25 protein-coding genes and 1 other RNA gene are annotated in these 23324 nt (G+C 60.4%); 11 read left to right on the plus strand and 15 right to left on the minus strand.

What is annotated here, in order from left to right; all coding sequences use genetic code 11:
- Positions 1–22: 22 nt before the first annotated feature.
- On the plus strand, positions 23–1654 hold the full coding sequence (locus J2T09_RS15900) for an MFS transporter (RefSeq protein ID WP_306836373.1): 1632 nt from the start codon (positions 23–25) through the stop codon (positions 1652–1654).
- A 22-nt stretch (positions 1655–1676) separates the two neighbouring features.
- Here J2T09_RS15900 and J2T09_RS15905 read toward each other — a convergent pair whose 3' ends face one another.
- Positions 1677–2918: a lytic murein transglycosylase gene (locus tag J2T09_RS15905; RefSeq protein WP_306836375.1), complete on the minus strand. Its 1242-nt coding sequence runs from the start codon at positions 2916–2918 to the stop codon at positions 1677–1679.
- Between the two features lie 13 nt (positions 2919–2931).
- Complete coding sequence (gene recR / locus J2T09_RS15910) at positions 2932–3537, minus strand: recombination mediator RecR (RefSeq protein WP_306836376.1); 606 nt, start codon at positions 3535–3537, stop codon at positions 2932–2934.
- Positions 3538–3749: 212 nt separating this feature from the next.
- On the opposite strand from recR, the gene J2T09_RS15915 reads away from it, so the two are divergent.
- On the plus strand, positions 3750–4370 hold the full coding sequence (locus J2T09_RS15915; protein WP_306836378.1) for a hypothetical protein: 621 nt from the start codon (positions 3750–3752) through the stop codon (positions 4368–4370).
- A gap of 12 nt (positions 4371–4382) precedes the next feature.
- Here J2T09_RS15915 and J2T09_RS15920 read toward each other — a convergent pair whose 3' ends face one another.
- From J2T09_RS15920 to ffs, 4 genes are all read right to left on the minus strand, one after another.
- The gene (locus J2T09_RS15920) at positions 4383–4994 is read right to left on the minus strand and encodes a LysE family translocator (RefSeq protein ID WP_306836380.1); all 612 of its coding nucleotides are present in this window, start codon (positions 4992–4994) and stop codon (positions 4383–4385) included.
- Positions 4995–5064: 70 nt separating this feature from the next.
- A complete protein-coding gene (locus J2T09_RS15925; protein ID WP_306836382.1) occupies positions 5065–5388 on the minus strand; it encodes a YbaB/EbfC family nucleoid-associated protein in 324 nt (107 codons plus the stop codon).
- 12 nt (positions 5389–5400) lie between these two features.
- Positions 5401–7296: a DNA polymerase III subunit gamma/tau gene (locus tag J2T09_RS15930; protein WP_306836384.1), complete on the minus strand. Its 1896-nt coding sequence runs from the start codon at positions 7294–7296 to the stop codon at positions 5401–5403.
- Between the two features lie 75 nt (positions 7297–7371).
- An RNA gene (gene ffs / locus J2T09_RS15935) (signal recognition particle sRNA small type) lies at positions 7372–7468 on the minus strand.
- Between the two features lie 111 nt (positions 7469–7579).
- Between ffs and J2T09_RS15940 the strand changes: the two genes are divergently transcribed.
- Both J2T09_RS15940 and nudC read left to right on the plus strand, forming a co-directional pair.
- Positions 7580–7999: an HIT family protein gene (locus tag J2T09_RS15940; protein ID WP_306836386.1), complete on the plus strand. Its 420-nt coding sequence runs from the start codon at positions 7580–7582 to the stop codon at positions 7997–7999.
- Positions 8000–8029: 30 nt separating this feature from the next.
- The gene (nudC, locus tag J2T09_RS15945) at positions 8030–8983 is read left to right on the plus strand and encodes an NAD(+) diphosphatase (RefSeq protein WP_306836388.1); all 954 of its coding nucleotides are present in this window, start codon (positions 8030–8032) and stop codon (positions 8981–8983) included.
- A gap of 78 nt (positions 8984–9061) precedes the next feature.
- Here the strand turns inward: nudC and J2T09_RS15950 are convergent, their stop codons facing one another.
- Together J2T09_RS15950 and J2T09_RS15955 are read right to left on the minus strand one after the other, a co-directional pair.
- A complete protein-coding gene (locus tag J2T09_RS15950) occupies positions 9062–9916 on the minus strand; it encodes a prephenate dehydratase (protein WP_306836607.1) in 855 nt (284 codons plus the stop codon).
- A gap of 5 nt (positions 9917–9921) precedes the next feature.
- Positions 9922–10674, minus strand: coding sequence for a 3-deoxy-manno-octulosonate cytidylyltransferase (locus J2T09_RS15955; RefSeq protein ID WP_306836391.1), 753 nt, complete (start codon positions 10672–10674; stop codon positions 9922–9924).
- Positions 10675–10827: 153 nt separating this feature from the next.
- Here J2T09_RS15955 and J2T09_RS15960 point away from each other — a divergent pair, with 153 nt between their 5' ends.
- Complete coding sequence (locus J2T09_RS15960; protein WP_306836393.1) at positions 10828–11400, plus strand: c-type cytochrome; 573 nt, start codon at positions 10828–10830, stop codon at positions 11398–11400.
- A 67-nt stretch (positions 11401–11467) separates the two neighbouring features.
- Here J2T09_RS15960 and J2T09_RS15965 read toward each other — a convergent pair whose 3' ends face one another.
- A complete protein-coding gene (locus tag J2T09_RS15965) occupies positions 11468–12412 on the minus strand; it encodes an AEC family transporter (RefSeq protein WP_306836395.1) in 945 nt (314 codons plus the stop codon).
- 87 nt (positions 12413–12499) lie between these two features.
- Positions 12500–13177 (minus strand): HAD family hydrolase, encoded by a 678-nt coding sequence (locus J2T09_RS15970; protein ID WP_306836397.1) that lies wholly within the window; start codon positions 13175–13177, stop codon positions 12500–12502.
- A gap of 240 nt (positions 13178–13417) precedes the next feature.
- Here J2T09_RS15970 and rpiA point away from each other — a divergent pair, with 240 nt between their 5' ends.
- The 3 genes from rpiA to J2T09_RS15985 all read left to right on the plus strand — a co-directional run bounded on the left by rpiA (position 13418) and on the right by J2T09_RS15985 (position 16116).
- Positions 13418–14134 carry a ribose-5-phosphate isomerase RpiA gene (gene rpiA, locus J2T09_RS15975; RefSeq protein ID WP_306836399.1) on the plus strand — a complete coding sequence of 239 codons (717 nt, stop codon included), beginning with the start codon at positions 13418–13420 and terminating at the stop codon, positions 14132–14134.
- A complete protein-coding gene (locus J2T09_RS15980) occupies positions 14131–14691 on the plus strand; it encodes a DUF2059 domain-containing protein (RefSeq protein ID WP_306836401.1) in 561 nt (186 codons plus the stop codon). The genes rpiA and J2T09_RS15980 overlap by 4 nt, the downstream gene beginning before the upstream one ends.
- 432 nt (positions 14692–15123) lie before the next feature.
- A complete protein-coding gene (locus tag J2T09_RS15985) occupies positions 15124–16116 on the plus strand; it encodes an adenosine kinase (RefSeq protein ID WP_306836403.1) in 993 nt (330 codons plus the stop codon).
- On the opposite strand, the gene J2T09_RS15990 is transcribed toward J2T09_RS15985, so the two are convergent.
- Positions 16109–16654 (minus strand): SH3 domain-containing protein, encoded by a 546-nt coding sequence (locus tag J2T09_RS15990; protein WP_306836405.1) that lies wholly within the window; start codon positions 16652–16654, stop codon positions 16109–16111. The two genes, J2T09_RS15985 and J2T09_RS15990, sit on opposite strands and share 8 nt — an antisense overlap.
- A 191-nt stretch (positions 16655–16845) precedes the next feature.
- Here J2T09_RS15990 and J2T09_RS15995 point away from each other — a divergent pair, with 191 nt between their 5' ends.
- Positions 16846–17862, plus strand: a complete 1017-nt coding sequence (locus J2T09_RS15995) for a 2-hydroxyacid dehydrogenase (RefSeq protein ID WP_306836406.1) — start codon at positions 16846–16848, stop codon at positions 17860–17862.
- A gap of 10 nt (positions 17863–17872) precedes the next feature.
- Here the strand turns inward: J2T09_RS15995 and J2T09_RS16000 are convergent, their stop codons facing one another.
- From J2T09_RS16000 to recF, 3 genes are read right to left on the minus strand one after another with little or no spacing between them, the layout of a single operon-like run.
- On the minus strand, positions 17873–18346 hold the full coding sequence (locus J2T09_RS16000) for a GNAT family N-acetyltransferase (RefSeq protein ID WP_306836408.1): 474 nt from the start codon (positions 18344–18346) through the stop codon (positions 17873–17875).
- Positions 18343–19113 carry a molybdopterin-synthase adenylyltransferase MoeB gene (locus tag J2T09_RS16005; protein ID WP_306836410.1) on the minus strand — a complete coding sequence of 257 codons (771 nt, stop codon included), beginning with the start codon at positions 19111–19113 and terminating at the stop codon, positions 18343–18345. The genes J2T09_RS16000 and J2T09_RS16005 overlap by 4 nt, the downstream gene beginning before the upstream one ends.
- A gap of 39 nt (positions 19114–19152) precedes the next feature.
- Positions 19153–20274, minus strand: a complete 1122-nt coding sequence (gene recF, locus J2T09_RS16010) for a DNA replication/repair protein RecF (protein WP_306836412.1) — start codon at positions 20272–20274, stop codon at positions 19153–19155.
- 905 nt (positions 20275–21179) lie between these two features.
- Here recF and J2T09_RS16015 point away from each other — a divergent pair.
- On the plus strand, positions 21180–22673 hold the full coding sequence (locus J2T09_RS16015; protein ID WP_306836414.1) for a globin-coupled sensor protein: 1494 nt from the start codon (positions 21180–21182) through the stop codon (positions 22671–22673).
- A gap of 150 nt (positions 22674–22823) precedes the next feature.
- On the opposite strand, the gene J2T09_RS16020 is transcribed toward J2T09_RS16015, so the two are convergent.
- On the minus strand, positions 22824–23027 hold the full coding sequence (locus J2T09_RS16020; RefSeq protein WP_306836416.1) for a hypothetical protein: 204 nt from the start codon (positions 23025–23027) through the stop codon (positions 22824–22826).
- A 48-nt stretch (positions 23028–23075) separates the two neighbouring features.
- On the opposite strand from J2T09_RS16020, the gene J2T09_RS16025 reads away from it, so the two are divergent.
- Positions 23076–23318, plus strand: a complete 243-nt coding sequence (locus J2T09_RS16025; RefSeq protein WP_306836418.1) for a SlyX family protein — start codon at positions 23076–23078, stop codon at positions 23316–23318.
- Positions 23319–23324: the final 6 nt, after the last annotated feature.

The raw sequence follows: 23324 nt of genomic DNA on the forward strand, positions 1-23324 counted from the left end.
AGAATCATTCAGGAACAGCACAGTGCCCGATCGGGTGTCGCCTCTCGCGCCTTTCAGCCACCAGACATTTCGCACCGTCTGGTTCGCCAGCATCTCCTCCAATCTCGGCGGGCTGATACAGGCGGTGGGTGCCGCCTGGATGATGACCTCGATCAGCAACTCGCAGGACATGGTGGCGCTGGTGCAGTCGTCGACGACGCTGCCGATCATGCTGTTCTCGCTGATTTCGGGCGCTTTGGCCGATAATTACAATCGCCGCGGCATCATGCTGACCGCCCAGATCTTCATGCTGGTCGTGTCCTCGCTTTTGACGCTCTGTGCCTATCTCGACGTCTTGACGCCCTGGTCTCTCCTGACCTTCACCTTCCTGATCGGCTGCGGCGTGGCGCTCAACAACCCGTCCTGGCAGGCATCGGTGGGGGATATGGTGCCGCGCGAAGTGCTGCCGGCCGCCGTGACGCTCAACAGCGTCGGTTTCAACATCACCCGCAGCGTCGGCCCGGCCATCGGTGGCGCCATCGTCGCCGGTGCAGGAGCTGCCGCCGCCTTTGCCGCCAACTCGATCAGCTATTTTGCGCTCATCTACGCGCTCGCCCGCTGGCGCCCGCAATATGTAAAAACAAAACTGCCGCGCGAAACCATGATGCGCGCCATCTCCGCCGGCATCGGTTATGTCGCCATGTCGCCGAACATCCTCAACGTGATGTTCCGCTCCTGCATTTTCGGCCTTTCCACCAGCATCATTCTGGCCCTGCTGCCGATCGTCGCGCGCGATCTCGTCTCCGGCGGCCCACTCACCTACGGCATCATGCTCGGCGCCTTCGGCGTCGGCGCCATCGGCGGCGCATTCGCCAATGCCGGTCTGCGGGAACGGTTCTCGTCGGAAACCATCGTCCGCATCTCGTTTTGCGGTTTTGCCATCAGCGCCGTCGTCACCGCTTTCAGCACCAATGCATGGGTCACCACGGCCGTCATGCTCATTCCCGGCGCCTGCTGGGTCATGGCGCTGTCGCTGTTCAATGTCACGGTGCAGATGTCGACGCCGCGCTGGGTGGTCGGCCGCGCCCTGTCGCTCTACCAGACGGCGGTTTTCGGCGGCATGGCCGGCGGCAGCTGGATGTGGGGCCTCGTCGCGGAAGATCACGGCGCCCCGGTCGCCTTCCTCTGTTCCGCCGCCGTCATGGTGCTCGGCATCGTCATCGGTTTTCGCATGCGCCTGCCGCAGTTCGAAAGCCTCAATCTCGATCCGCTGGGCACATTCAACGAACCGTCTTTGCGTCTCGACCTGAAGGCCCGAAGCGGCCCGATCGTGCTGCTGATCGATTACACGATCGGCGAAAAGGACGTGGCTGAGTTCCTCGAACTGATGTCGCAGCGCCGCCGTATCCGTATCCGTGATGGCGCCCGCCAGTGGACGCTGATGCGCGATCTGGAAAACCCGGATATCTGGACGGAAACCTATCACACCGCCACCTGGGCGGATTACGTGCGCCACAACCAGCGCCGCACCCAGGCGGATGCCGATGTGTGGAAACGTATCCGCGAACTGCATGTCGGCGAAGTTGGTCCGCGCGTTCACCGCATGATCGAACGTCAGGCTATTCCGCCACGCGATGATATTTTTCACAAGGCCCCGATCGACCTGCAGCATTGAGGCAGGTCGGCAAAGCCTCGGCTTATCGCAATTTGCCCTTCAGCGAGGCGTCGGGATAGCAGGTCTGCGCCAGACCGTTTTTGGCCTGCCAGTCGCCCAGCGAACGGCGGGTCTTGAAACCCGGTAATCCATCGACATTGCCGACATCGTATCCCTTGGCGACCAGCGCCTTCTGCATGGCCAGTACATCGGAGCGCAGCATCTTGCCGACATCGCCCCATTTCGCCTGGAACGGTCCCGCCCCATAAGCGATGCGATCGGCCAGATTGCCGATGAACAGCGCATAGAGGTCGGAATTGTTGTATTGCTTGATGACGTAAAAATTCGGCGTCACCAGAAATTCCGGTCCACCACGACCGGCCGGCACTAGCATCATGCCATCGGCCTTCAGGTCGGCAGAAGGAAACGCCTTGCCGGAAATGCGCGTGATGCCCATGTTGCCCCAAGCGGAAACCGGCTTGGCCAGATCAGGCCCTTCCTGCGCGCAGGAGACGTTTTGCGGAATACTGACCTCAAAACCCCAGTCGCGGCTGCGCTGCCAGCCTTCCTTTTGCAGGTAATGGCCGATCGAGGCGAGCGCATCCGGCACCGAGTTCCAGATATCGGCGCGGCCATCGCCATCGAAATCCACGGCATATTTCAGATAGCTGGTCGGCATGAACTGCGGCTGGCCGAGTGCGCCGGCCCATGAACCCTTCATGGTCGCGGCACTGACATCGCCGCGCTGGATCATCTGCAAGGCTGCTATCAGTTCTTCGCGAAACATGTCCTTGCGGGTCGACATGAAGGCTTTTGTCGCCAGAACCTGCACGGCTGAATAAGGCAGGCGCGCCTTGCCGAAACCGGATTCCCGGCCCCAGATGGCAACGATCACCTCACCTGGCACGCCGTAAGCGGCCTCGATCTTTTTCAGCGTCGCTGCGTGTGTGCTGGCGAGGCCGCGGCCGGTCGCCGCCAGTCCCTGCAGGCGCTTTTCGTTGAAGTAGGCGCCCGGTGAGGAAAATTCCGCCTGGCTCTGGTCCTGTTTTTTCGGCGGCTTCGCTCCCGGCGGCACCAGATCCGGCAGGTCCCAGTTCAGCGAAACGCCATCGAAAGCGGCCTTGATCGTGCGCTCTGAAACACCAGCCTTTTTTGCAGCTGGAGAAAGATCGCTGGCGATCCATCGCTGGAACTGTTTTTCGACATCCGGCTTGTTTTGGGCAAGTGCGGGGAGGGGAAGGAAAGCGAGAAGGCAGGTCAGAGCCGCTGAAAATCGTGCTTTCATCGAAAAATCCTCCTCAGATCGCCGTGCGCGCCCGAAGCGCTGCACTCAGCGTGCCTTCATCGAGATAATCCAGCTCACCACCCACCGGCACGCCATGCGCCAGACGAGTAATGGCAACGCCGAGATCGGCCAGCCGGTCGGTAATGTAATGCGCCGTCGTCTGCCCTTCGACGGTGGCGTTGACCGCGATGATGATTTCCTTGATGCCGCCTTCGCTCACCCGGTCGATCAGCCCCTTGATGTTCAGATCATCCGGTCCGACGCCATCGAGCGGCGACAGCGTGCCGCCCAGCACGTGGTAGGCAGCGTTCATCACGCCCGCCCGCTCCAGCGCCCAAAGATCTGAAACATCCTCAACGACGATGATGACCGACTGGTCGCGACGATCGTCGGTGCACACGGTGCAGGGATCGATCGTATCGACATTGCCGCAGCGCGAGCAGACTTTTACCTTGTCATAGGCCTCGCCCATGGCGGATCCGAGCGGACCCAGCAATTGGTCCTTTTTCTTGATCAGGTGAAGTGCTGCCCGCCTTGCGGAGCGGGGCCCAAGTCCCGGCACTTTCGCCAGAAGCTGGATGAGTTTTTCAATTTCGGGACCGGTCACGCGTTTTGCCATGCGCCGCTTGTAGCCGATTCATCGGCACCTGTCCTCATAAACGGAGGGGCTTCAGAAACGGTCGGAGAAACTCTTTCGTTCGTAGAAATACGGCAGAAAGATCGGCGATCAGGCTTCTGGGACCCAATATCACCAATCCGTGATGTTTGGTGATGTGGCGCGAGCGGTTTTGCGCCCTATACCGCTTGGGTGATGGCCATGCGGAGCTTTTTATGAGTGTTTTGAAGCGCGTTCCCTTTGTGATCCTGCTCGGCGGGCTGAGCTTGTCGTTTTGCGGCGCGGTCAGTGCCGTCGCCGAGGAAACGGACGAGATCACGCATGACCAGTCGGTTTTCCTTTTCGGCGGTGGTATGACGGATGGTGACATGGCCGAGTCGGCCAATCCGTTCGGGGTTGGTTATGAAGGGCATCCGCTCTTTGGTATCGGCTACCAGATGTTTCCCTACGAGATCGGCGCCGTGAAGCTTGGTGTCGAAGCCGGCATTGCCGGGCGGTTTGGCGGCAATGCCAATGCGGAAATCTGGGGCGGTGTCGTCGGCCGTTACGAAGGCATTGAAATCGCCAATACCGTTCGCATCGTCCCATCCTTCACCTTCGGTCTCAGCCATGTGACGAAAACCATGAATGGCCGCGAACGCAAGAACGAGGAAGAACGTAACGGCAATGCCGGCACGCTCTTTTACCTCGGTCCGGAGATCAGTTTCAGCACGGTCTCCCGTCCCGATGTCGAGCTGTTCTGGCGTCTGCATCACCGCTCCGGCGCATGGGGCACCTTGGGTGACATGCATGGAGGCTCGAACGCCAATGTTGTCGGCGTACGTTACAAGTTCTGACGAAGAGGATTGTCAGCGCGCCGCGATCGCTGCCGCAGCACCCGCCATGGTGCCGGCTGAAATGCGGTTGGCGATCTTGACTGCACGCGGGCTTTTCAAAAACTGCCGCGCCTTGGCCGCCAGCGCCATCCAGGCAACGTCTACGGTTGCCAGAACCACGATCATCGCCGCCACCAGTTCGGCCCAGCCAATCAGCGTCACGCCGGCAAGGTCGATGATGGAAGGCAGAAGCGCCACGTAAAACATCATGATTTTTGGGTTGCCGAGCGTCACCGTCAGGCCGGCCAGAAACAGTTTTGTCGCAGAGCGGCTTTCCGGCAGGTCCTCATCGCCAACGGTCGCGGGCGCAGTCCACATTTTCCAGGCCAGATAGAGAAGATAGGCGACGCCGGTCCACTTGATGGCCACGAAGATAGGCTGAAAGCTTTCCGCCACGGCGGCAAGACCGGCCACGGCGAGCGACAGCCAGATCGCCTCACCCACCCACATGGCGGCGATGAAAGGCAGCACGTTGCGCCAGCCCTTGGAAAGCACGCGGGCGACGAGTGCGGCGATGCTTGGGCCCGGTGAGCCTGCAGCCACGAAAAGGGCTGCTGCGAAAACCAGAATGGATGTGAATGTCACGGCCGCGCTCCTTCCGGCACAGAAAAAATCGGGCGCATTCCGTATGGAATGCGCCCGATCCTGTTGAGAATCAGAACGGGAACTTCATGCCCGGAGGGATCGGCAGGCCGGCGGTCAGTTCGCGGGTCTTTTCCGCGGTCACGGCCTCTGCCTTTTCCTTGGCGTCCTTGTGGGCGGCAATCACCAGATCTTCCAGAATCTCGACCTCGTCTTCCTTGAACAGCGACGGATCGATCTTCAGGCCGAGCATTTCGCCCTTGCCGTTCAGGCGCACGGTCACGAGACCGCCACCCGATTTGCCTTCGACTTCGAGAAGGGCGATATCCGCCTGCATCTTCTCCATCTTGGCCTGCATTTCCTTGACCTTGCCCATCATGCCCATGATGTCGCGCATCAGTAATCTTCCTTATTGATCGGTGTCGATGTCGTCGCCGGACAAAATATCGCCCTCGGCGGTTTCGATCACGGCCGGTGGGGCCGCGGTCTCGTCGTCGTCGGTTGTGTCGTCAACGCGAATGCGCACGTCGATAACCTTGGCGCCGGGAAACTGACCAAGAATGGCCATGACATCCGGGTCGGTACGGGCATCGACCAGACGCGTCTCACGCGCCGTATTGTCGATCTCCACCAGTGTCGCCGAACCTTCTTCGCGGCTGAGCGAGACGATCCAGTGAATACCGGTCCATTCCTTCAGCTTGACGCCGAGTTCGCCCGGAAGCGAGGCTGGTCCGCCTTCGGTCAGGCGCATGTCCAGACGGCCGGGCTCTACCTTCACCAGTCGCACGAAATTGCGCACCAGCGCCTTCAGCTTGGCATCGCGGTTTTTGACGCAGAGATCGACGATGTCGTTCAGCGAATTGACCGATATCTGCGGTGCAGCCTTTTCCGCCGGCTGCGGTTCGATGCGGCCAACCGGCATTTCCTGACGGTCCGGCATCGGCACTGAATGCAGGCGCGCCGTCGCACCACTGCCGCCAATGCCTTGCGGCATGCCGATGGCACGCGCGCTCGTCATCGGAGCAGATTGCATAGCTTGCGATCCTCCCCCGTTTCCAGGGCCATTGCCGTTCGGTGCGCCTCGCGGAGCGACACCTTCGCCGCCGCCATTGGCGATATCCAGCATGCGTTTTGCCGCCTCTTCCGGTGAGGGAAGGTGGGCAGCATGCGTCAGGCGGATCAGCACCATTTCGGCGGCACCGGCAGGACGGGAGGAATTTTCCGCTTCCGGAATGCCCTTGAGTAGCATCTGCCATATGCGCGACAGCGTGCTCACTGCCACCGATTGCGCATATTCGGCACCACGCGTGCGCTCCACTTCGCTGAGCGAAGGATCGTTGGCGGCGTCGGGAATATATTTGAAACGGGTAACGAGATGGGTGAAGTCGGCCAGATCCGTCAGCACCACGACCGGGTTGGCCCCGGCCTCGTATTGCGCGGTGAATTCCGAAAGGGCTGCCGTCACATCGCCTGCCACCACATGGCCGAACAGATCGACGATGCGGGCGCGGTCGGCAAGACCCAGCATGCCACGCACGGTATCGGCATGAACACTGCCGCCGCCATGGGCAATCGCCTGGTCGAGCAGCGACAGGCCGTCACGCGCAGAACCTTCGGCGGCGCGGGCGATCATCGCCAGAGCTTCCGGCTCGGCGGTTATGCCTTCCTTCTGCGCGATCGTGCCGAACAGGCCGACAAGATCGGCGGCACTGATGCGGCGCAGGTCGAAACGCTGGCAGCGGGACAGCACCGTGATTGGAACTTTTCTGATTTCCGTCGTCGCAAAAATGAATTTCACATGTTCCGGCGGCTCTTCGAGCGTCTTCAGCAGGCCGTTGAAGGCCTGGGTGGACAGCATGTGCACTTCGTCGATGATATAAACTTTGTAGCGCGCCGAGACCGGGCGATAACGCACCTGCTCGATGATCTCGCGGATATCGTCGATACCGGTATGCGAAGCGGCGTCCATCTCGATCACGTCGACATGGCGGCCTTCCATGATCGCCTGACAGTGTTCGCCGGGTTCACGCAGGTCGATGGTGGGGCGATCCATCTCGGCGGTCTTGTAGTTCAGGCCCCGCGCCAAAATGCGGGCTGTCGTGGTCTTGCCCACACCGCGCACGCCGGTCAGCATATAGGCCTGGGCAATACGGCCGGTCTCGAATGCGTTGGTAAGGGTGCGGACCATCGGCTCCTGGCCGACCATCAGGTCCGAAAAATCTTTCGGGCGATATTTGCGCGCCAGCACCCGGTAACCGCTGCCGGTGGTCGAATTGGTCGTCGAAGGGGTGCCGGTATCGCTCATAAAAATCCTGCCAGCTTACGGGCCATTCCGGCCGCAAGGTTCTTGACCGGACCGGACGCTGGCCAAGATGAGAGGGTGGGAGGCTGGCACGGCGACCCGTGCCTGGCTCGTTAGGGCTGCTTCCTTCCGGACCTGACCCGGTTGGCGAGTGGCTCGTCCACCACCAACCTCCCACCGCTCATATCGTCAATATCGCTGGTAAATGCAAGCCAAGCCTGTAAAAATCTGCGCACGGCGTTTCGAACGCCCAGAAAAAGACTGAAAATACCGGAGGATTTCCCCCATGCCATCGTTGCAAAAGGCAGCGTTTCAACTGGACGAGCGATTGGCGCGCGACACCGTGCTTGCCACCGTGACGGGCCTGTGCCAACTCAGGGTGATGAAGGACGGCCGCTGGCCCTGGGTCATGCTGGTGCCGCAGCGCGGCGGTGTTTCCGAGACATTCGAACTCACTCCGCTCGACCAGACCATGCTCACCTTCGAAACCAACATGGTTGCGTCAGCGCTGAAAAAGGTCACGGGCGCGAAAAAGATCAATGTCGCGGCGATTGGAAACATCGTCAGCCAACTCCATGTCCATATCGTCGCACGTTCCGAAGGCGATCCGAATTGGCCGGGTCCGATCTGGGGCTTTGGCTCAGCCGAGCCGCGCAGCGAGACCGACATGAAAGATTTCATCAAAGCGTTGACCGAAGCGCTCTGACTTTAAGAACGCGATCATACGAAGGCCGACATGACGAAAACGCTGTTCGATACCGACGCCCCTCATCCCGAACCGGGCAGCCTGACGGCCTTTGCCGGCAACATGCTTGATCGTCAGGCCGAATACCGGGCGGATGATTGCGTGGAAAAGGCTTTTGCCATCGAGGGCACGCATATTTATGCATTTTCCGGCGCAAAGCTCATCCTCAAGCATGATGACCGGGTGCTGGATCCGCTGTTCTCGGCCTATGAACTGGCCGATCTGCAACCGGATTTCGATAACGCCGTCCTGCTTGGCTACAAGGAAAGTGGAGAGCCGCGTATCGCCGTCCCTGTCGGCATTGCTGCGGATGAACTCGCCAGTCATTTCAAACCTGCCGATGCTCGCGCGCTTTACCGCGACGCGCTGCTGGAAGGCGAAATTCTGGGCGAGGTGGCGCAGGCCGTCAGCCTGCTGAACTGGAATGCCGCCAACCGCTTTTGCGGAAAGTGCGGATCGCCGACCGAACCGAAAATCGGCGGCTACAAACGCGTCTGCACCGCCTGCGATCACATGATGTTCCCGCGCACCGATCCGGTCGTCATCATGCTGACGGTGGATATTGAAAACGACCGCTGCCTGCTCGGTCGCAGCCATCATTTCCAGGAGGGCATGTATTCCTGCCTCGCCGGTTTCGTGGAACCGGGGGAGACGATCGAACACGCCGTGCGCCGTGAGACGTTCGAGGAAGCCGGTATCGAGACCGGCCGCGTGCGTTATCACGCCTCGCAGCCTTGGCCGATGCCGCATTCGCTGATGATCGGCTGTTATGCCGAGGCGACCTCGTCCGACATCACCATCGATCCGCAGGAAATGTCGGATGTGCGCTGGTTTTCCCGCGCAGAGGTGACACAAATGCTCGATGCCGGACCGGACAGCACGTTTTTTGCCCCGCATCCGGGCGCCATCGCCTATCGGTTGATGCGCGACTGGATCGAGTGGTAAAGCCGTGACGGTTGCCCAAAGCAAAGGAAGGCAACGCCCGAAAACGCCGCCTTCCAAAAGCTCGCCAATGCCAAGCGGTTACAACGTTCCACGCATGGCATGGCCCTTGTAAACGCCCAGAATGCGCACCTTCTCCGAAAAGAACCGCAATTCCTCCAGCGCGCGGCGCAAGGCCGGATCGTCGGGATGTCCCTGCACGTCGGCGTAAAACTGCGTGGCGATAAACTTTCCGCCGATCTGATAGCTTTCCAGCTTGGTCATGTTGATGCCGTTGGTGGCAAAGCCGCCCAGCGCCTTGTAGAGCGCTGCCGGAATGTTGCGCACGTTGAAGACAAACGTGGTGACGATCACTTCCGCCGGGTCCTCGCGCGTTGCCCATGCCTCGTCCCGCGACAGGATGACGAAGCGCGTCACGTTGTTTTCCGAATCCTCGACATTTTCGGCGAGAATATCCAGACCATAGAGATCGGCGGCCAGCCGCGGCGCAAGGGCTGCCATCGATCGGTCGCCCGTTTCTGAAACCAGTTTGGCGGCACCGGCCGTATCGCCGGCCACCACGGCCTTCCAGCCATTGCTGCGAATGATTTTGCGGCACTGGCCAAGCGCGTGGATATGGCTGTGCACGGTGCGGATCTCGTCGTGGCTCACGCCCGGCATCACCATCAGCTGGAACCGGATCGGCATGAAATATTCGCCGATGATGTTGAGCCGCGATTCCGGCAGCAGGTGGTGAATATCGGCCACGCGGCCGGCCAGCGTGTTTTCGATCGGGATCATCGCCAGATCGGCTTCGCCGTTTTCGAGCGCGTTGAACGCGTCCTCGAAGGTCGGGCAGGGCAGCGGCTCCATGGTCGGAAACATGTCGCGGCAGGCCATGTCGGAATTGGCGCCGTAATCGCCCTGGAAGGAAATGCGGTTGGTCACGATCATGATGTCCTTCACTTGGTGCGGCCGGCGAGAATCGCGCGGGCCTTTTCGAGATCGGCAGGTGTATCGACACCCAGCGGCACCGAATGCACGATTTCCACATCGATGCGCATGCCGGCTTCCAGCGCACGCAGCTGTTCCAGCTTTTCACGGCTCTCGAGAACGGATGGTTTCATCGACACGAAACGCTCCAGCGCCGCACGGCGATAGGTGTAGAGGCCGATATGGTGGAAAAGCGGGCCGTCGCCATAGGGCGCGGTCGTGCGGGTAAAATAGAGCGCTTTCAGCCGCGTGTCGGAAATCGGTGAACCGACCACTTTCACCACATGCGGGCTGGCCTTTTCATGCTCGTCGGTGATCTCGACCGTCAGCGTGGCGATATCCACATCCGGGTTTTCCATTGGCTTCAGCGAGGCCTGCACCACCTCGGGCTCGATGGTCGGCAGGTCGCCCTGCACGTTTATGATGAATTCGGCTTTTGCGTCCGGGTCCACAAGTTGCACCGCCTCGAAAATCCGGTCCGAACCGGATTGATGATCTGCACGTGTCATCACGACTTCGAAGCCGGCAGCCTTCACGACATCGAACACGCGCTGGTCATCGACAGCAACGATCACGCGGCCCACATTGGCCTCGGTAGCGCGCTTCGCTACCTGGATGATCATCGGTAAGCCATTGATATCTGCCAGGGGTTTGTCCGGCAGGCGGGTCGATGCCATCCGCGCCGGGATAAGAACCAGCGTCTTGTCGGAAGCCAAAGTCATGATGGTAAGCCCTTCAAATCTGGTGCGAATAGTGGCAAAACGTCTCAGTGGCGAGTGCTACATTCGAATTGCACGCGTGGTGCAAAAGACATAGCTTCTCCGCAATTTCAATAGTCCGTCGGCAGTCTGGCGGTAAAGTGGGAGGGTGTCGTCGTGAATCCCTATGTGAATATGGGCGTGGGGGCCCTGTTGGCTTCGGTCTTTGTCCTGATGTCGGTGTCTATCGCATCGGAAGGGCTGTTCCATTCGCCGGTGCCTGAAAAGGCCGGTTTCGAAATCGTCGCGGAAGAAGTGGCAAGCGGCGGCGGGGAGGCCGCAGCACCGGCCGCCGTGCCGATCGCCCAGCTTATGGCGAGTGCCGATGCAACAGCCGGCGCAACCGCCTTCAAGAAGTGTCAAAGCTGTCATGACGTGAGCAAGGGAGGGCCCAACAAGGTTGGCCCCAATCTCTTCGGTCTCGTCAATCGTCCGATCGCAACGCATGAAGGCTTCAGCTATTCCGCTGCCATGAAGACTTATGCCAAGGGCGGTGAGGAAAAGTGGACCTATGATCACCTCAGCCACTTCCTGGCAGCTCCGAAGGCATACATTCCGGGCACCGCCATGGGTTTTGCCGGAGTGAAGAAGGATGAGGAACGCGCCAACCTGATCGCTTACCTGCGCACGCTGGCCGATACGCCGGAACCTCTCCCGGATCCGGCAGCCCCGCCGCCGGCCACCAACTGATCAACTGCTGGAATGCAGAAAAGCCCGGTTCGAAGCCGGGCTTTTTTCATGGCGGATGAATGGGCCGTCAGCCCAGCAGCCACATCCAGAAGCTGACGGTAAACACGCCGAACAGCGTGGTGATGCTGATGGTCGAGGCCGCCATGCCCTGGCCGGCGCGAAACCGCATGGCGATCAGCCAGGCATTGATACCCGTCGGCACCGAGGAGGTGATCACGATTGCCATCGTCCAGGGGGGGGAAAGCTCCAGAAGATGTGCCACCGCAAACACGCAGGCCGGCATCAGCATCAGTTTCAGCGATGCCGTCACGGTGGCAAGACCGAGATTGCCGCGAATGGGGTATTGCGTCAGCGTCATGCCGAGTGAAATCAGCGCCAGTGACGCGGTGGTGGAAGCGATCTGGTCGACAAGGTTCTTGATCAACGACGGCAAGGTCAGATCAAGGCCGTTCAACGCCAGGCCGGCAAACAGCGCGATGACCAGCGGATTGCGGATGAGGTTGGAGCCGACCTGTTTCAGCACGGCTCCGATGCTGCGGCGTCCGCCGCCATCCACTTTTGCAGCCGCACTTTCCATCAGAACCGTGCCGATCACCATCATCAGCGGAAGATGGATGGCGATCAGAATGGAAAGGGCGACGATGCCGTCATTGCCGACAGACAGGCCCACCAGCGGCAGGCCGATGAAGACATTGTTGGCGAATGCGGAAGACATGCCGGCGATCACGCCGATCTTGGCGTCGCGGCCAAACAGATAACGCGCCGCCAGATGCCCTACCGTCCAGGTAATGGCGACGCCGGAAAAGTAGGCGATCCACAAGCGGAAGGGCGAGGCGCCATGAAAATCGGCCTCCGCCAGCGTGCGAAAGATCAGCAGCGGCAGCGGCAGCTTGAAGACGAATTCGCCCAGCGCATCACCGGCCTTGCCGCTGACGAATTTGGTTCTCGCCAGTGTCCAGCCCAGAAGAATGAGAAGGAAGACCGGGGCGACATTCAAAAAGACAGCTGACACGGACAATGCTTTCGGGAGACGGGGGTATGAATGCGTCTATCGCATAAAGCCCGTCGCCACAAATGTATTGCCCGTCTAGCGGCGCCTCTATTTCGCTTCGATCAGCCGTAGCACCATGTCCACCGCCAGTTCCTCGTAACGGTCGATGATGACGGTCGGATTGAGGTCTGCCACCGGCACGTCGGAATAACCGAAGCTGACCGCCACTGACGGCAGATTGGCATTCTGCGCGGCCAGAATGTCGTTGACGCTGTCGCCGATCATCACGCTGCGGGCAGGGTCGCCGCCGGCCTTTTCTATGGTGCGCAAAACGTGGCGGCCGTCGGGTTTGCGAAATTCGAATGTATCACCACCGGTGATCGCCGAAAAACGATCGATCAGCCCGAGATGCGTGAGCAATGGCAGCGCCAGCGCTTCCTGCTTGTTGGTGCAGACGGCTAGGGTCATGCCGGCCGCCTCTAGTCGGTCCAGGCAATCGAGAAAGCCGGGATAGGCTGTGCTCTTGCCCGGCATGCCGGCCTTGTAATGGGCGATGAAGGTGACGAACAGGCGCTCGAGCTCTTCGTCTCCCAGCGGCTTCTTCTTGAGGTCGAAAGCACGGCGGATCATCACGCGGGCGCCCTGTCCGACCAGATGGGTCAGGTCTTCATAGCTCACCGGCTCCATGCCGATCGAGGCTATCGTTTGATTGAGGCTTTCAAGGAGATCGTAATGCGTGTCGATCATCGTGCCATCGAGATCGAAGACGACCAGGGGTGCTTTCACTGCGGGATACCTCGGTTATACGGGATGCGAACGAGTTTGCTGTGGCGGGACTGCGATGGATTTTGCAGTCGTTTTTAGGCAGGGCGTAACCAGATTGCAAATGCCCGCAAAGTATTCGCCAGCAGTCAATGGCCAGTCATTTGAGTGAAAAGCCTGTCGAAATCGTAAGGAACAAGGTCTTTTGTTTGTGGCACCAGCCGTGTAAACAGCAGCAACGAAACGAAAGGGAGCTTCTCGCGCATGGACGCCCGGGAAATGAAGATCAAGGCGGCTACCGCCGCGCTTGAACATGTCGAAGACGGTATGCGCCTCGGCATCGGCACCGGTTCCACCGCGGAAGAATTCGTGCGCCTTCTGGCCGAAAAGGTGGCGGGTGGCCTGAAAGTGCAGGGCGTGCCGACTTCGGAGCGCACCGCACGTCGTTGCGTCGAACTCGGCGTTCCGCTGAAATCCCTCGATGAACTGCCGGAACTCGATCTGACGATCGATGGCGCCGATGAAGTCGACGGCAATCTTGCCCTGATCAAGGGCGGCGGCGGCGCGCTGCTGCGTGAGAAGATCGTCGCCGGCGCGTCCACGCGGATGATCGTGATTGCCGACGAAAGCAAGGTTGTCGAAACCCTCGGCGCCTTTGCGCTACCGATAGAAATCAACCCTTTCGGTTCCGTGGCGACCCGTATCGCCATCGAAAAGCTGGCTTCCAGACTTGGCCTTACGGGCGAGCTGAAGCTGCGCCGTGCCGGTGAGGAAGTCTTCACCACGGACGGTGGACATCATATTTTTGACGCATCTTTTGGCCGTATTCCTGATGCAGAGGCGCTTGCGGGCGCCTTGAACTCTATTCCCGGCGTCGTGGAACACGGGCTTTTCATTCATATGGCGTCTCTCGCGATCATTGCCGGACCGGCAGGGGCGCGGACGCTCAAGGCGAACAACACAGGAGCTAACCTTTCATGATCAGACTAGCGGTTTTCGGCCGTGCTGCCGCCCTGGCAACGCTCGTATCCGGCCTTGCGCTCGGTGGCGCAGCACAGGCACAGGAAATTTCCGCCTCGCACCTGCAGGCAGCTCGCGATGTGATCACCTCGATCCAGGCAACCGAACGTTTCGACAATATCCTGCCGAACCTGGCGGAGCGCCTGAAGGCCGAGTTCATCCTGTCCTCGCCCAACTTCCAGGACAAGATTTCCGAGACCGTCGACGCCGAGGCCATCGCTCTTGCGCCGCGTCGCGCCGATCTCGAAAAGGAAGCCGCCACGGCCTATGCCAAGGCTTTCACCGAGGATGAACTGAAGCAGATCGCCGCATTCCACAGCTCGGCTGCCGGCAAGAAGTTCCTGAGCACGCTGCCGCTGGTTCAGCGCGAACTGGGCCGTGCCGCCGAAATCTGGGCCAATGGCGTTTCGCGCGATCTCACCAGCCAGAGCACAGCCAAGCTGCGCGACGTCGTTGCCGTCGCGCCGAGCCAGCCGTCGGGCGCGGAAGCCGTCAACCCGGCCCCGACACAGCCGTAACAGGCCGGTCTTAGCCGAAATCTCGAACCCGGTATTGCCGGGTTTCGATCCTGAAAAACCTCCGGCGCAATCCGGAGGTTTTTGTTGGCGCATTGGTCTTCGGATAAGCGCGAGACCCAAAACAAAACCCCGCCAGCGATGACGGGGTTTGTCGTCGGACAGTCGGTAATCCTCTGTCCCTCCCGGTCTCGGCCGGGCATCCGGTTCAACTTCCGCCAGTACATCCGTGGTCGGGCGCAAAACCGGTAACGGCGGCTTTGCAGCCCTTGATGGCCGTGCGTCGCGGCCTCCGTTGCAGACAAAACTATCCCGCCTGCATGACAGGCATATGACCCTGGTCAAACATGGCATCAAACATCCGGTTTTCTGCTTTCCTTCGGGTCAGAAACGGCTATGACGGGATAAACCCAATCGCGGAGAAAGCATCGGCATATGAGCAGGTTCGACGTCCTCACCATCGGTAACGCCATCGTGGATATCATCGCGCGCTGCGATGACAAGTTTCTCACCGACAACGGCATCACCAAGGCGGCCATGAACCTGATCGACGCCGAGCGCGCCGAACTGCTCTATTCGCTGATGGGCCCGGCCCATGAAGCATCCGGCGGCAGCGCCGGCAATACGGCGGCCGGCATCGCCAATCTCGGCGGCAAGGCTGCCTATTTCGGCAAAGTTGCCGCCGACCAGCTCGGCGAAATCTTTCAGCACGATATCCGCGCCCAGGGCGTCCATTACGAAACCAAGCCCGATGGCACGTTTCCGCCGACCGCCCGTTCGATGATCTTTGTCACGCCCGATAGCGAGCGGTCGATGAACACCTATCTCGGTGCCTGCGTCGATCTCGGTCCCGAACATGTCGAGGAAGACGTGGTGAAGGACGCCAAGGTTACCTATTTCGAGGGTTACCTGTGGGATCCGCCGCGTGCGAAAGAAGCCATTCTCGAATGCAGCCGTATCGCCCATGAAGCCGGCCGCGAAGTTTCGATGACGCTGTCCGACACGTTCTGCGTCGGCCGTTATCGTGACGAGTTTCTCGATCTGATGCGTTCCGGCAAGGTCGATATCGTGTTCGCCAACGAACAGGAAGCGATGTCGCTTTACGAAACCGACGACTTTGAACTGGCGCTCGACAAGATCAGTGCGGATTGCAAGTTGGCGGCCGTGACCATGTCGGAAAAGGGCGCCGTCATCGTGCGCGGTAACGAGCGTGTAAAAGTGCCGGCCATGCTGATCGACAAGCTGGTCGATACGACCGGTGCCGGCGATCTGTTCGCCGCCGGTTTCCTGGTCGCTTACACGCGTGGCAAGTCGCTGGAAGAATGCGGCAAACTCGGTTGCCTGGCGGCCGGCATCGTCATCCAGCAGCTTGGGCCGCGGCCGCTCGAATCGATGCAGCCGCAGGCTTTGGCCGAAGGCCTTATTTAAAGGCTTCTCCGGGGTAGGCGCCCCAGATTTCACCCTGGTTGACCCAGCCCTCTGCCTCGCCGACTTCGGCGTGGCACCAGTCGCCATTACATTCGCCAATGGTCAGGACCGCACCAGGTTCGACCTTGGCGACGATGCCGCTCGAACCCTCCGGTCCTCGGCGCATGTTGACATAGACGTCGTCGCCCTTGCCGCGCATCCACGGGGCCGCCACGGCGGTGCGGGTGCCGGACAGCAGCGCCTGATTGACCCAGCCTTCGGTGCCGTCGGCATCGCGCACGCGGCGCCAGTTTTCGTATTCCTGGATGATTTCCATCGGCGTGCCGGCCCGCATATACATCCAGGCCACCGCATAATCGGTGCTCGGGCCGATGCGGATATTGACCTTGCGGGATTTCAGGCTGGCGAAACGGGGAAGCGGCAGGCCGCTGGCGCCCTTGGCCGCACCTTGCGCAAAGACCGGCTGCACGAAGACCGGTGCTGCGGCCGTGAGACAAAGTGAGAGGGCGAGAATGGTGTTGCGGATGACGCGACGCATATGTTTGTTAGTCCTAGAAAGTTCCGGCGATGATCCTGCCCCCGCGTCTTCCAGATGCGTCAGACGAACCGAAACGGCTTTTGCCAAACAGTTTCGTTTGTCTTCGCTGACGGGTCTGGTAGAAAACGCTTATCCGGGACAGGATCACAAAACTTGGTTAAGGACCTCTGAACAAACCGTCGAAGGACCGCATGACTTCCCAGGCAATTGGCAAGAAGAAACCCAGGGTCTATCTCACACGTAAACTGCCGGATGCGGTGGAAACCCGCATGCGCGAGCTTTTCGACGCGGAACTGAATATCGACGACACACCGCGCACACGCGAACAGCTGGCCGCCGCCATGGCGCAGGTTGATGTACTGGTGCCGACGGTTACCGATCGCATCGATGCCGAACTGATAGAGAAGGCCGGACCGCAGCTGAAACTGATAGCCGGTTTTTCCAACGGTACCGATCACATCGATGTCGATGCCGCCGCCAAACGCGGCATCACCGTCACCAATACACCGAACGTGCTGACCGAAGACACAGCCGACATGACCATGGCGCTGATCTTTGCCGTCATGCGCCGCTTGGTCGAAGGTTCGCAGGTGCTGATGGACAAACCCGGTCAGTGGGAAGGCTGGTCGCCCACCTGGATGCTTGGTCGCCGCATCGGCGGCAAACGCATCGGCATTATCGGCATGGGCCGCATCGGCACCGCCGTTGCCCGCCGCGCCAAGGCGTTTGGTCTTTCCGTGCATTACCACAATCGCGGGCCGATCAACCCGGCCACCGAAGCCGAACTGGAAGCCACCCATTGGGATAGCCTCGACCAGATGCTGGCGCGCGTTGATATCGTCTCGGTCAACTGCCCGTCGACCCCCGCCACCTTCCATCTTCTCTCGGCCCGCCGTCTTGCGCTGATGCAGCCGTCCTCGATCATCGTCAACACGGCGCGCGGCGATGTCATCGACGAAGCGGCCCTCATTCAGCTGTTGCGTGACGGAAAGATTGCCGGCGCCGGTCTAGACGTTTTTCAGAACGAGCCCGCGATCAATCCCAAGCTTCTGAAACTTGCCAAGGAAGGCAAGGCGGTGCTGTTTCCGCATATGGGCTCGGCAACGCTCGAAGGCCGTATCGACATGGGCGACAAGGTGATCATCAACATCCGCGCCTATTTCGACGGACATCGCCCGCCGAACCGCGTGCTTCCCGGCCGAGACTGATCAGCGGGGATCAGGCCAGCCGCTTCTGCATCTCGATGGACGTCGTTCGGTCAAAGCCCGCATGGCGGTTTTCCGCGGTCTTCTCAAAACCCCAGCGGCCGAATGTGGCATGGTTGCCGGTAAGCTCGATGCGGGTTTCCAGCCTGAGCGCCGGCAGACCCTTTTCGCGGGCCACCTCTTCGGCCTTGGCCAGCAGTTTTCGGCCCAGTCCCTTGCCCTGAAGCGCGGGGGCAATGGCCAGCTTGCCGATATAAAGAAACTTTTCCTCGGGCTTGCAGAACACGCAGCCCACCAGCTTTTCGTTCTCGATCGCCACAAAGGCGACTTCCGTTTGCGCCTTGTAGGCAAGTGCCGCCAGCGTCAGCCGGTTGGCGGAAGAGGGCGGGTCGATGACGCCGTCCATATAGGCGAAAGAGGACAGGATCAGTGCAAAGAGTTCGTCCCAGCGCTGGAAGCCGGTTTCGATACGGATGATCTCGGTCATTCGGCGGCGTCTTTCGTTTTGCGGCGTTTGTATTTGATCGTGTCGAAGCGGGCCGAGAGCGCGTCGTAGAGCAGTAGGCGGCCGATCAGCGGCTCTCCGGTGCCAGTGATCACCTTGATCGCCTCCATGGCCATCAGCGTGCCGATGACGCCGGTCAGCGCACCGATCACGCCGGTCTCCGCACAGGCGGGCACCAGCCCCTCCGGCGGTTTTTGCGGAAACAGGTCGCGATAGGTCGGCAAAAGCACACCGTCCGGCCCGGTCTCATAGGGTTTCAGCACCGTCACCGAACCGTCAAAGCGGCCAACAGCCCCCGTCACCAGCGGAATGCGCGCCGCTTCCGCCGCATCAGCGGCCATATAGCGGGTGTCAAAGTTGTCGGATCCGTCAATCAGCAGATCGAATTTTTGCAGATGATTTGCCGCCCAGACGTTTGAAAACCGCTCCTCGAACGTAATCACCCGCACATGCGGGTTCAGCCGGGCAATCGTCTTGCGTGCGCTCGCCGTCTTTTCCTCGCCCACCGTGCCAGTGTCATGAATCACCTGCCGTTGCAGGTTGGAAAGCGAAACATGGTCGCCATCGGCAAAGGCCAGCGTGCCGATGCCGGCGGCGGCCAGATACAGCAGAACCGGCGCGCCAAGGCCACCGGCGCCGATCACCATCACCCGCGCGTTTTTCAGCGCCTGCTGCCCCGTGCCGCCGATTTCCGGCAGCAGGATATGACGGCGATAGCGTTCGATTTCTTCCGTGGTCAGTGCGTCCATGACACTATCCTACCACCGGCACACGGTTTGAATAGCGGTTCATCCCGCAATGCCGCCATGCTCGACGGTCAGGAACTGTGCGCGTTCGCCCAGTGCCGAAAACATCTCGCGGTCGGTGCCGGTCATGAAAGCCTGCCCGCCGAGATCATGCACCAGATCGAACAATGCCGCCCGCCGGCCTTCGTCCAGATGCGCGGCAATCTCATCTAGCAGCAGAACCGGGGCGTATCCTGTCATGTTGGCGGTCAGCCGCGCATGCGCCAGAATCAGCCCCACCAGCAGTGCCTTCTGCTCGCCGGTGGAGCAGCGTGCCGCATCCATATCCTTGTCGCGGTGGCGCACCAGCAGGTCCACACGGTGCGGCCCGGTCAATGTGCGGCCGGCGGCAGCATCGCGACGACGCCCCTCCTCCAGCATGAAGCAGAAATCCTCTTCGAGATCGGCGAACGGCCGGTCGGCAGCCTCGTCCAGAAACCCGCTCAATTGCAGGTCGGGCGAGGGGAAAGGCGAGGCATCGCTCTCGGCAATCAGGGCCGTCAGCAGGCCCAGCATTTCCCGCCGCGCCGCCGCCATGGAAATCCCGAGCTCGGCCATCTGCACCTCGATGGCCGAAAGCCAGGCCGGATCGAACCGACCTTCGGAAAGCAGCTTGTTGCGGCTGCGCATGGCGCGCTCGTAATCGGCGGCGCGGCGCCCATGGGCGGGGTCAAGCGACAGCACCAGCCGATCGAGAAAACGGCGGCGGTCGGAGGAGGAGCCGGTAAACAGCCCGTCCATGGCAGGCGTCAGCCACAATACGTTCAGATGGTCGGTCAGTTCCTCGACAGAGCGTGCCGGCGTGCCATTGAGGCGCAGCCGACGCGCCTGGCTTTCTCCGTCGCCATCCAGCCCGGTGCCGATCGCCACCTCGCCCTCACGGCCCTCGACATCGGCAAAAACGCTGAAACCGCCGGTGGCGCCTACGCGGGTCACATCGGAAAGGGTGGCGCGACGCAGGCCACGACCGGGGGAGAGAAAGGAGACGGCTTCCAGCAGATTGGTCTTGCCGGCCCCGTTATTGCCGGTCAGCACCACGTGCCGCCCGTCGAGCGAAAGCGAGGCTTCGGCATAATTGCGGAAGTCGGTCAGCTTCAGGCGGGACAGGGAGGTTTTTTCAGCCATCGCGATTCGTGCTTGTCGTTCAGGAGGAGCTAAGGATTTGCGCGCCGGATAGCAAGTTTTGTGTTGGAAGGTGATTACCTTCCTTTAAATCTCGCTTTTTCCGTGGGGCATTCCGCGACCTTTCCTGCGTCATCCCGGCCTTGTGCCGGGATCCAGCAGCGCCGCGTCTGCGGCGCGATAGACTCCATGACGGTGGCCCCGAAGAAATAGTTCTCTCACCGCGCGGACGCGCGGTGGCTGGATTTCTGTGACATACCTCGCGTGAAACGCGAGGGACAGGATGACGCAGAGAAGAGAGCGCATTGCCCCCAAATTGACAAAAGCCCGTGGACGTTTTCGCCCCTCGATTCAACGATATCAACACGTTGACTCCGAGTTCATCCCCGCATTTGCGAGCCGTGGCATAATCCATCCTGCTTCCGTTGCCAGAGTGTTTCGCGAGACGTTCGCGGGCAGACGGAGGCCGGCGCCTTTGGTCGAACCGTAAGGTGCAGCAAGATCAGGGGAGGTGAAACCCGTGGGTGGCGGCGGTAACGCCAAGACCTTATCAAGCCTTCCCCCGGCAGCCATGCCGGGTTCGGTTTAGCCGTGCAAGTGGCAGGTCCGCCCGAAAGGTGGACGCGAATGAAGTCACGCAGTGAGGCGAGGGAAGCACCTGTAGGGGGGACACCCCGAAAAGACGCCGAAGGCCACGCGAACGCAGATTTGTATCTGCAAATACCTCGTGCTGCCGCCGGCAACTGGCGACATAAAAAATCCACTCCCGCTAAAACAACAAGAACTCATAATTAACGAAAGGTCAGTATCCATGGCTAACGGCACGTTAATCAGTCGCTCCCAGAAATAGCGCCAAGGGCAGGTGCAGGGAGAGGTTGCGCCAAACAGTCATTCGATGGGGGAATTTTATGAGCGACCATAAATCGGCACTGAACGAACGTCTCGATTTCGTAAGCCTCGGTGCCGCAGAACGCGGCCATCTGGCCAATGTGCGCCCGCTGGTGGCACAGGCTGTCGATGGTGCGCTCGACAATTTTTACAAAAAGGCCAAGGCGCATCCACATACCGCAAAGTTTTTCGCCAATGATGCGCATATCGCCCATGCCAAGGGCCGGCAGGCGAGCCACTGGGATGTCATCGCATCAGGCCGTTACGACGACAGCTATGTCGAAGCAGTCTCGACCATTGGCCGCACCCATGCCCGCCTCGGGCTCGAGCCGCGCTGGTATATCGGTGGCTATGCAATGATCCTCGACGGCATCATGCGTGCCGTCATCCAGAATGAGATGAAGGGTTTCTTCGTCGAGAAGAAAGCCAAGGTTGTGTCCGAACACCTGTCGGCTGTCGTCAAGGCAGCAATGGTGGATATGGATTACGCCATCTCGGTCTATCTGCAGGTCTTGAGCGATGAACGTGCCAAGGCGGAAGCCGAGCGGGCGGTTGCCAAGGCGGAACAGGATGCCGCGCTGGATGCGCTCGACGCCTGTCTGAAAAGCCTCGCCGGTGGCGACCTGACCTCGGAAATCCGTCAGGAACTGGCCACCAATTTTGCGGCTCTGCGCCAGAATTACAATTCCTCGGTCGCCTCGCTCGATACCGCCATGCGTGATATCGCCGGTTCCGTCGATCAGGTCCGCGCCGAAGTCGGCGATATTTCGTCGGCCGCCGACAACATGGCAAGACGCACCGAACAGCAGGCGGCGGCGCTCGAACAAACTGCGGCAGCGCTGGAAGAGATCACCGCGCTGTCCGGCCAGTCGGCAAGGCGGACAAAGGAAGTCCAGCAGATCATCCGCGAATCCGCCGCCGAAACCCAGAAGAACGGTCAGGTGGTGGAAGAAGCCGTTACCGCCATGGGCGATATCGCCGAATCCTCGCAGAAGATGACGCAGATCATCGGCGCCATCGATGAAATCGCCTTCCAGACCAATCTTCTGGCGTTGAATGCCGGCGTCGAGGCCGCCCGTGCCGGTGAGCAGGGCAAGGGATTTGCCGTCGTCGCGCAGGAAGTGCGTGAACTGGCGCAGCGTTCTGCGGCCGCTGCCAAGGAAATCAAGGAACTGATTGACCGCTCCTCGGGCGACGTGCAGCGCGGCGTCAATCTCGTCAACCGCGCCGGTGAGGCGCTGACCGGCATCGGCACGCGGGTGAAGGCGATCGACGAACATATCGCCTCGATCGCGCAATCGGCGCAGGAACAGGCGTCGGGTATCGATGAGATCAACGCCTCGGTGCGCTCGATGGACCAGATCACCCAGCAGAATGCCGCGCTGATGGAAGAGACCAATGCGTCTGCCCAGAGCCTTGTCGGCATCTCCAACACGCTTGCCGCGCTGGTTGCCCGTTTCCGCACTCGCTCAGTGCAGAACACGCATCAGGAGCGGCCGCGTCTGCAGGCATAAAAAGCCGATATGTCAAAACAAACCGATCAATAATCACGTATTGCGGCATCTGACCGATCAAGGCAAAGAAAGATGGCGCCACGGCATGTCCGGCGCCATTGATATTTTCAGGTTGCGATAATTTCATCAGATTTTGAAAAAATCCATCTTTCAGATCGGACCGATGTTTTGCGTGATTTCAAGTCCAGACGCGGCCTGTTGCTGCAGCGCTTTCTCATGAAAACCAGCCGTGCCGTGACGGCAATGCTGCTCAAGCCGCTGCATTGGCTCACCTGCGGCCTTGCCATGTGCCTTGCGGTTTTCCTCGCCGGTACGCTGATCCTCATTGAGCAAAAAGTCGCCCGCAGCCGTCATACGGCAGCCTGATCAGGGCATTCCGTTTTCCGGCCCGATGGGTTAGGCATGACCCGAACGCAGAGGCAAAAAAGGAAGAGTGCCGTGAGCAATGAGGACCGGTTGATAAAACTGGAAGAACTGGCGGCGCATCAGGCCAAGGTGATCGAGGAACTGTCGGATCAGCTGGCCGAACAGTGGAAGGTCGTCGAGCAGACCCGTGCCAAGCTCGATCGCCTGACCGAGCGTTTTCTGTCGCTGGAAGAAACCACGCTCGACGCCCCTGCCATCACCCGTCCGCCGCATTATTGAGACGAA

It is taken from the genome of Neorhizobium huautlense, assembly GCF_030811685.1.
Taxonomy (GTDB): Bacteria; Pseudomonadota; Alphaproteobacteria; order Rhizobiales; family Rhizobiaceae; genus Neorhizobium; species Neorhizobium huautlense_A.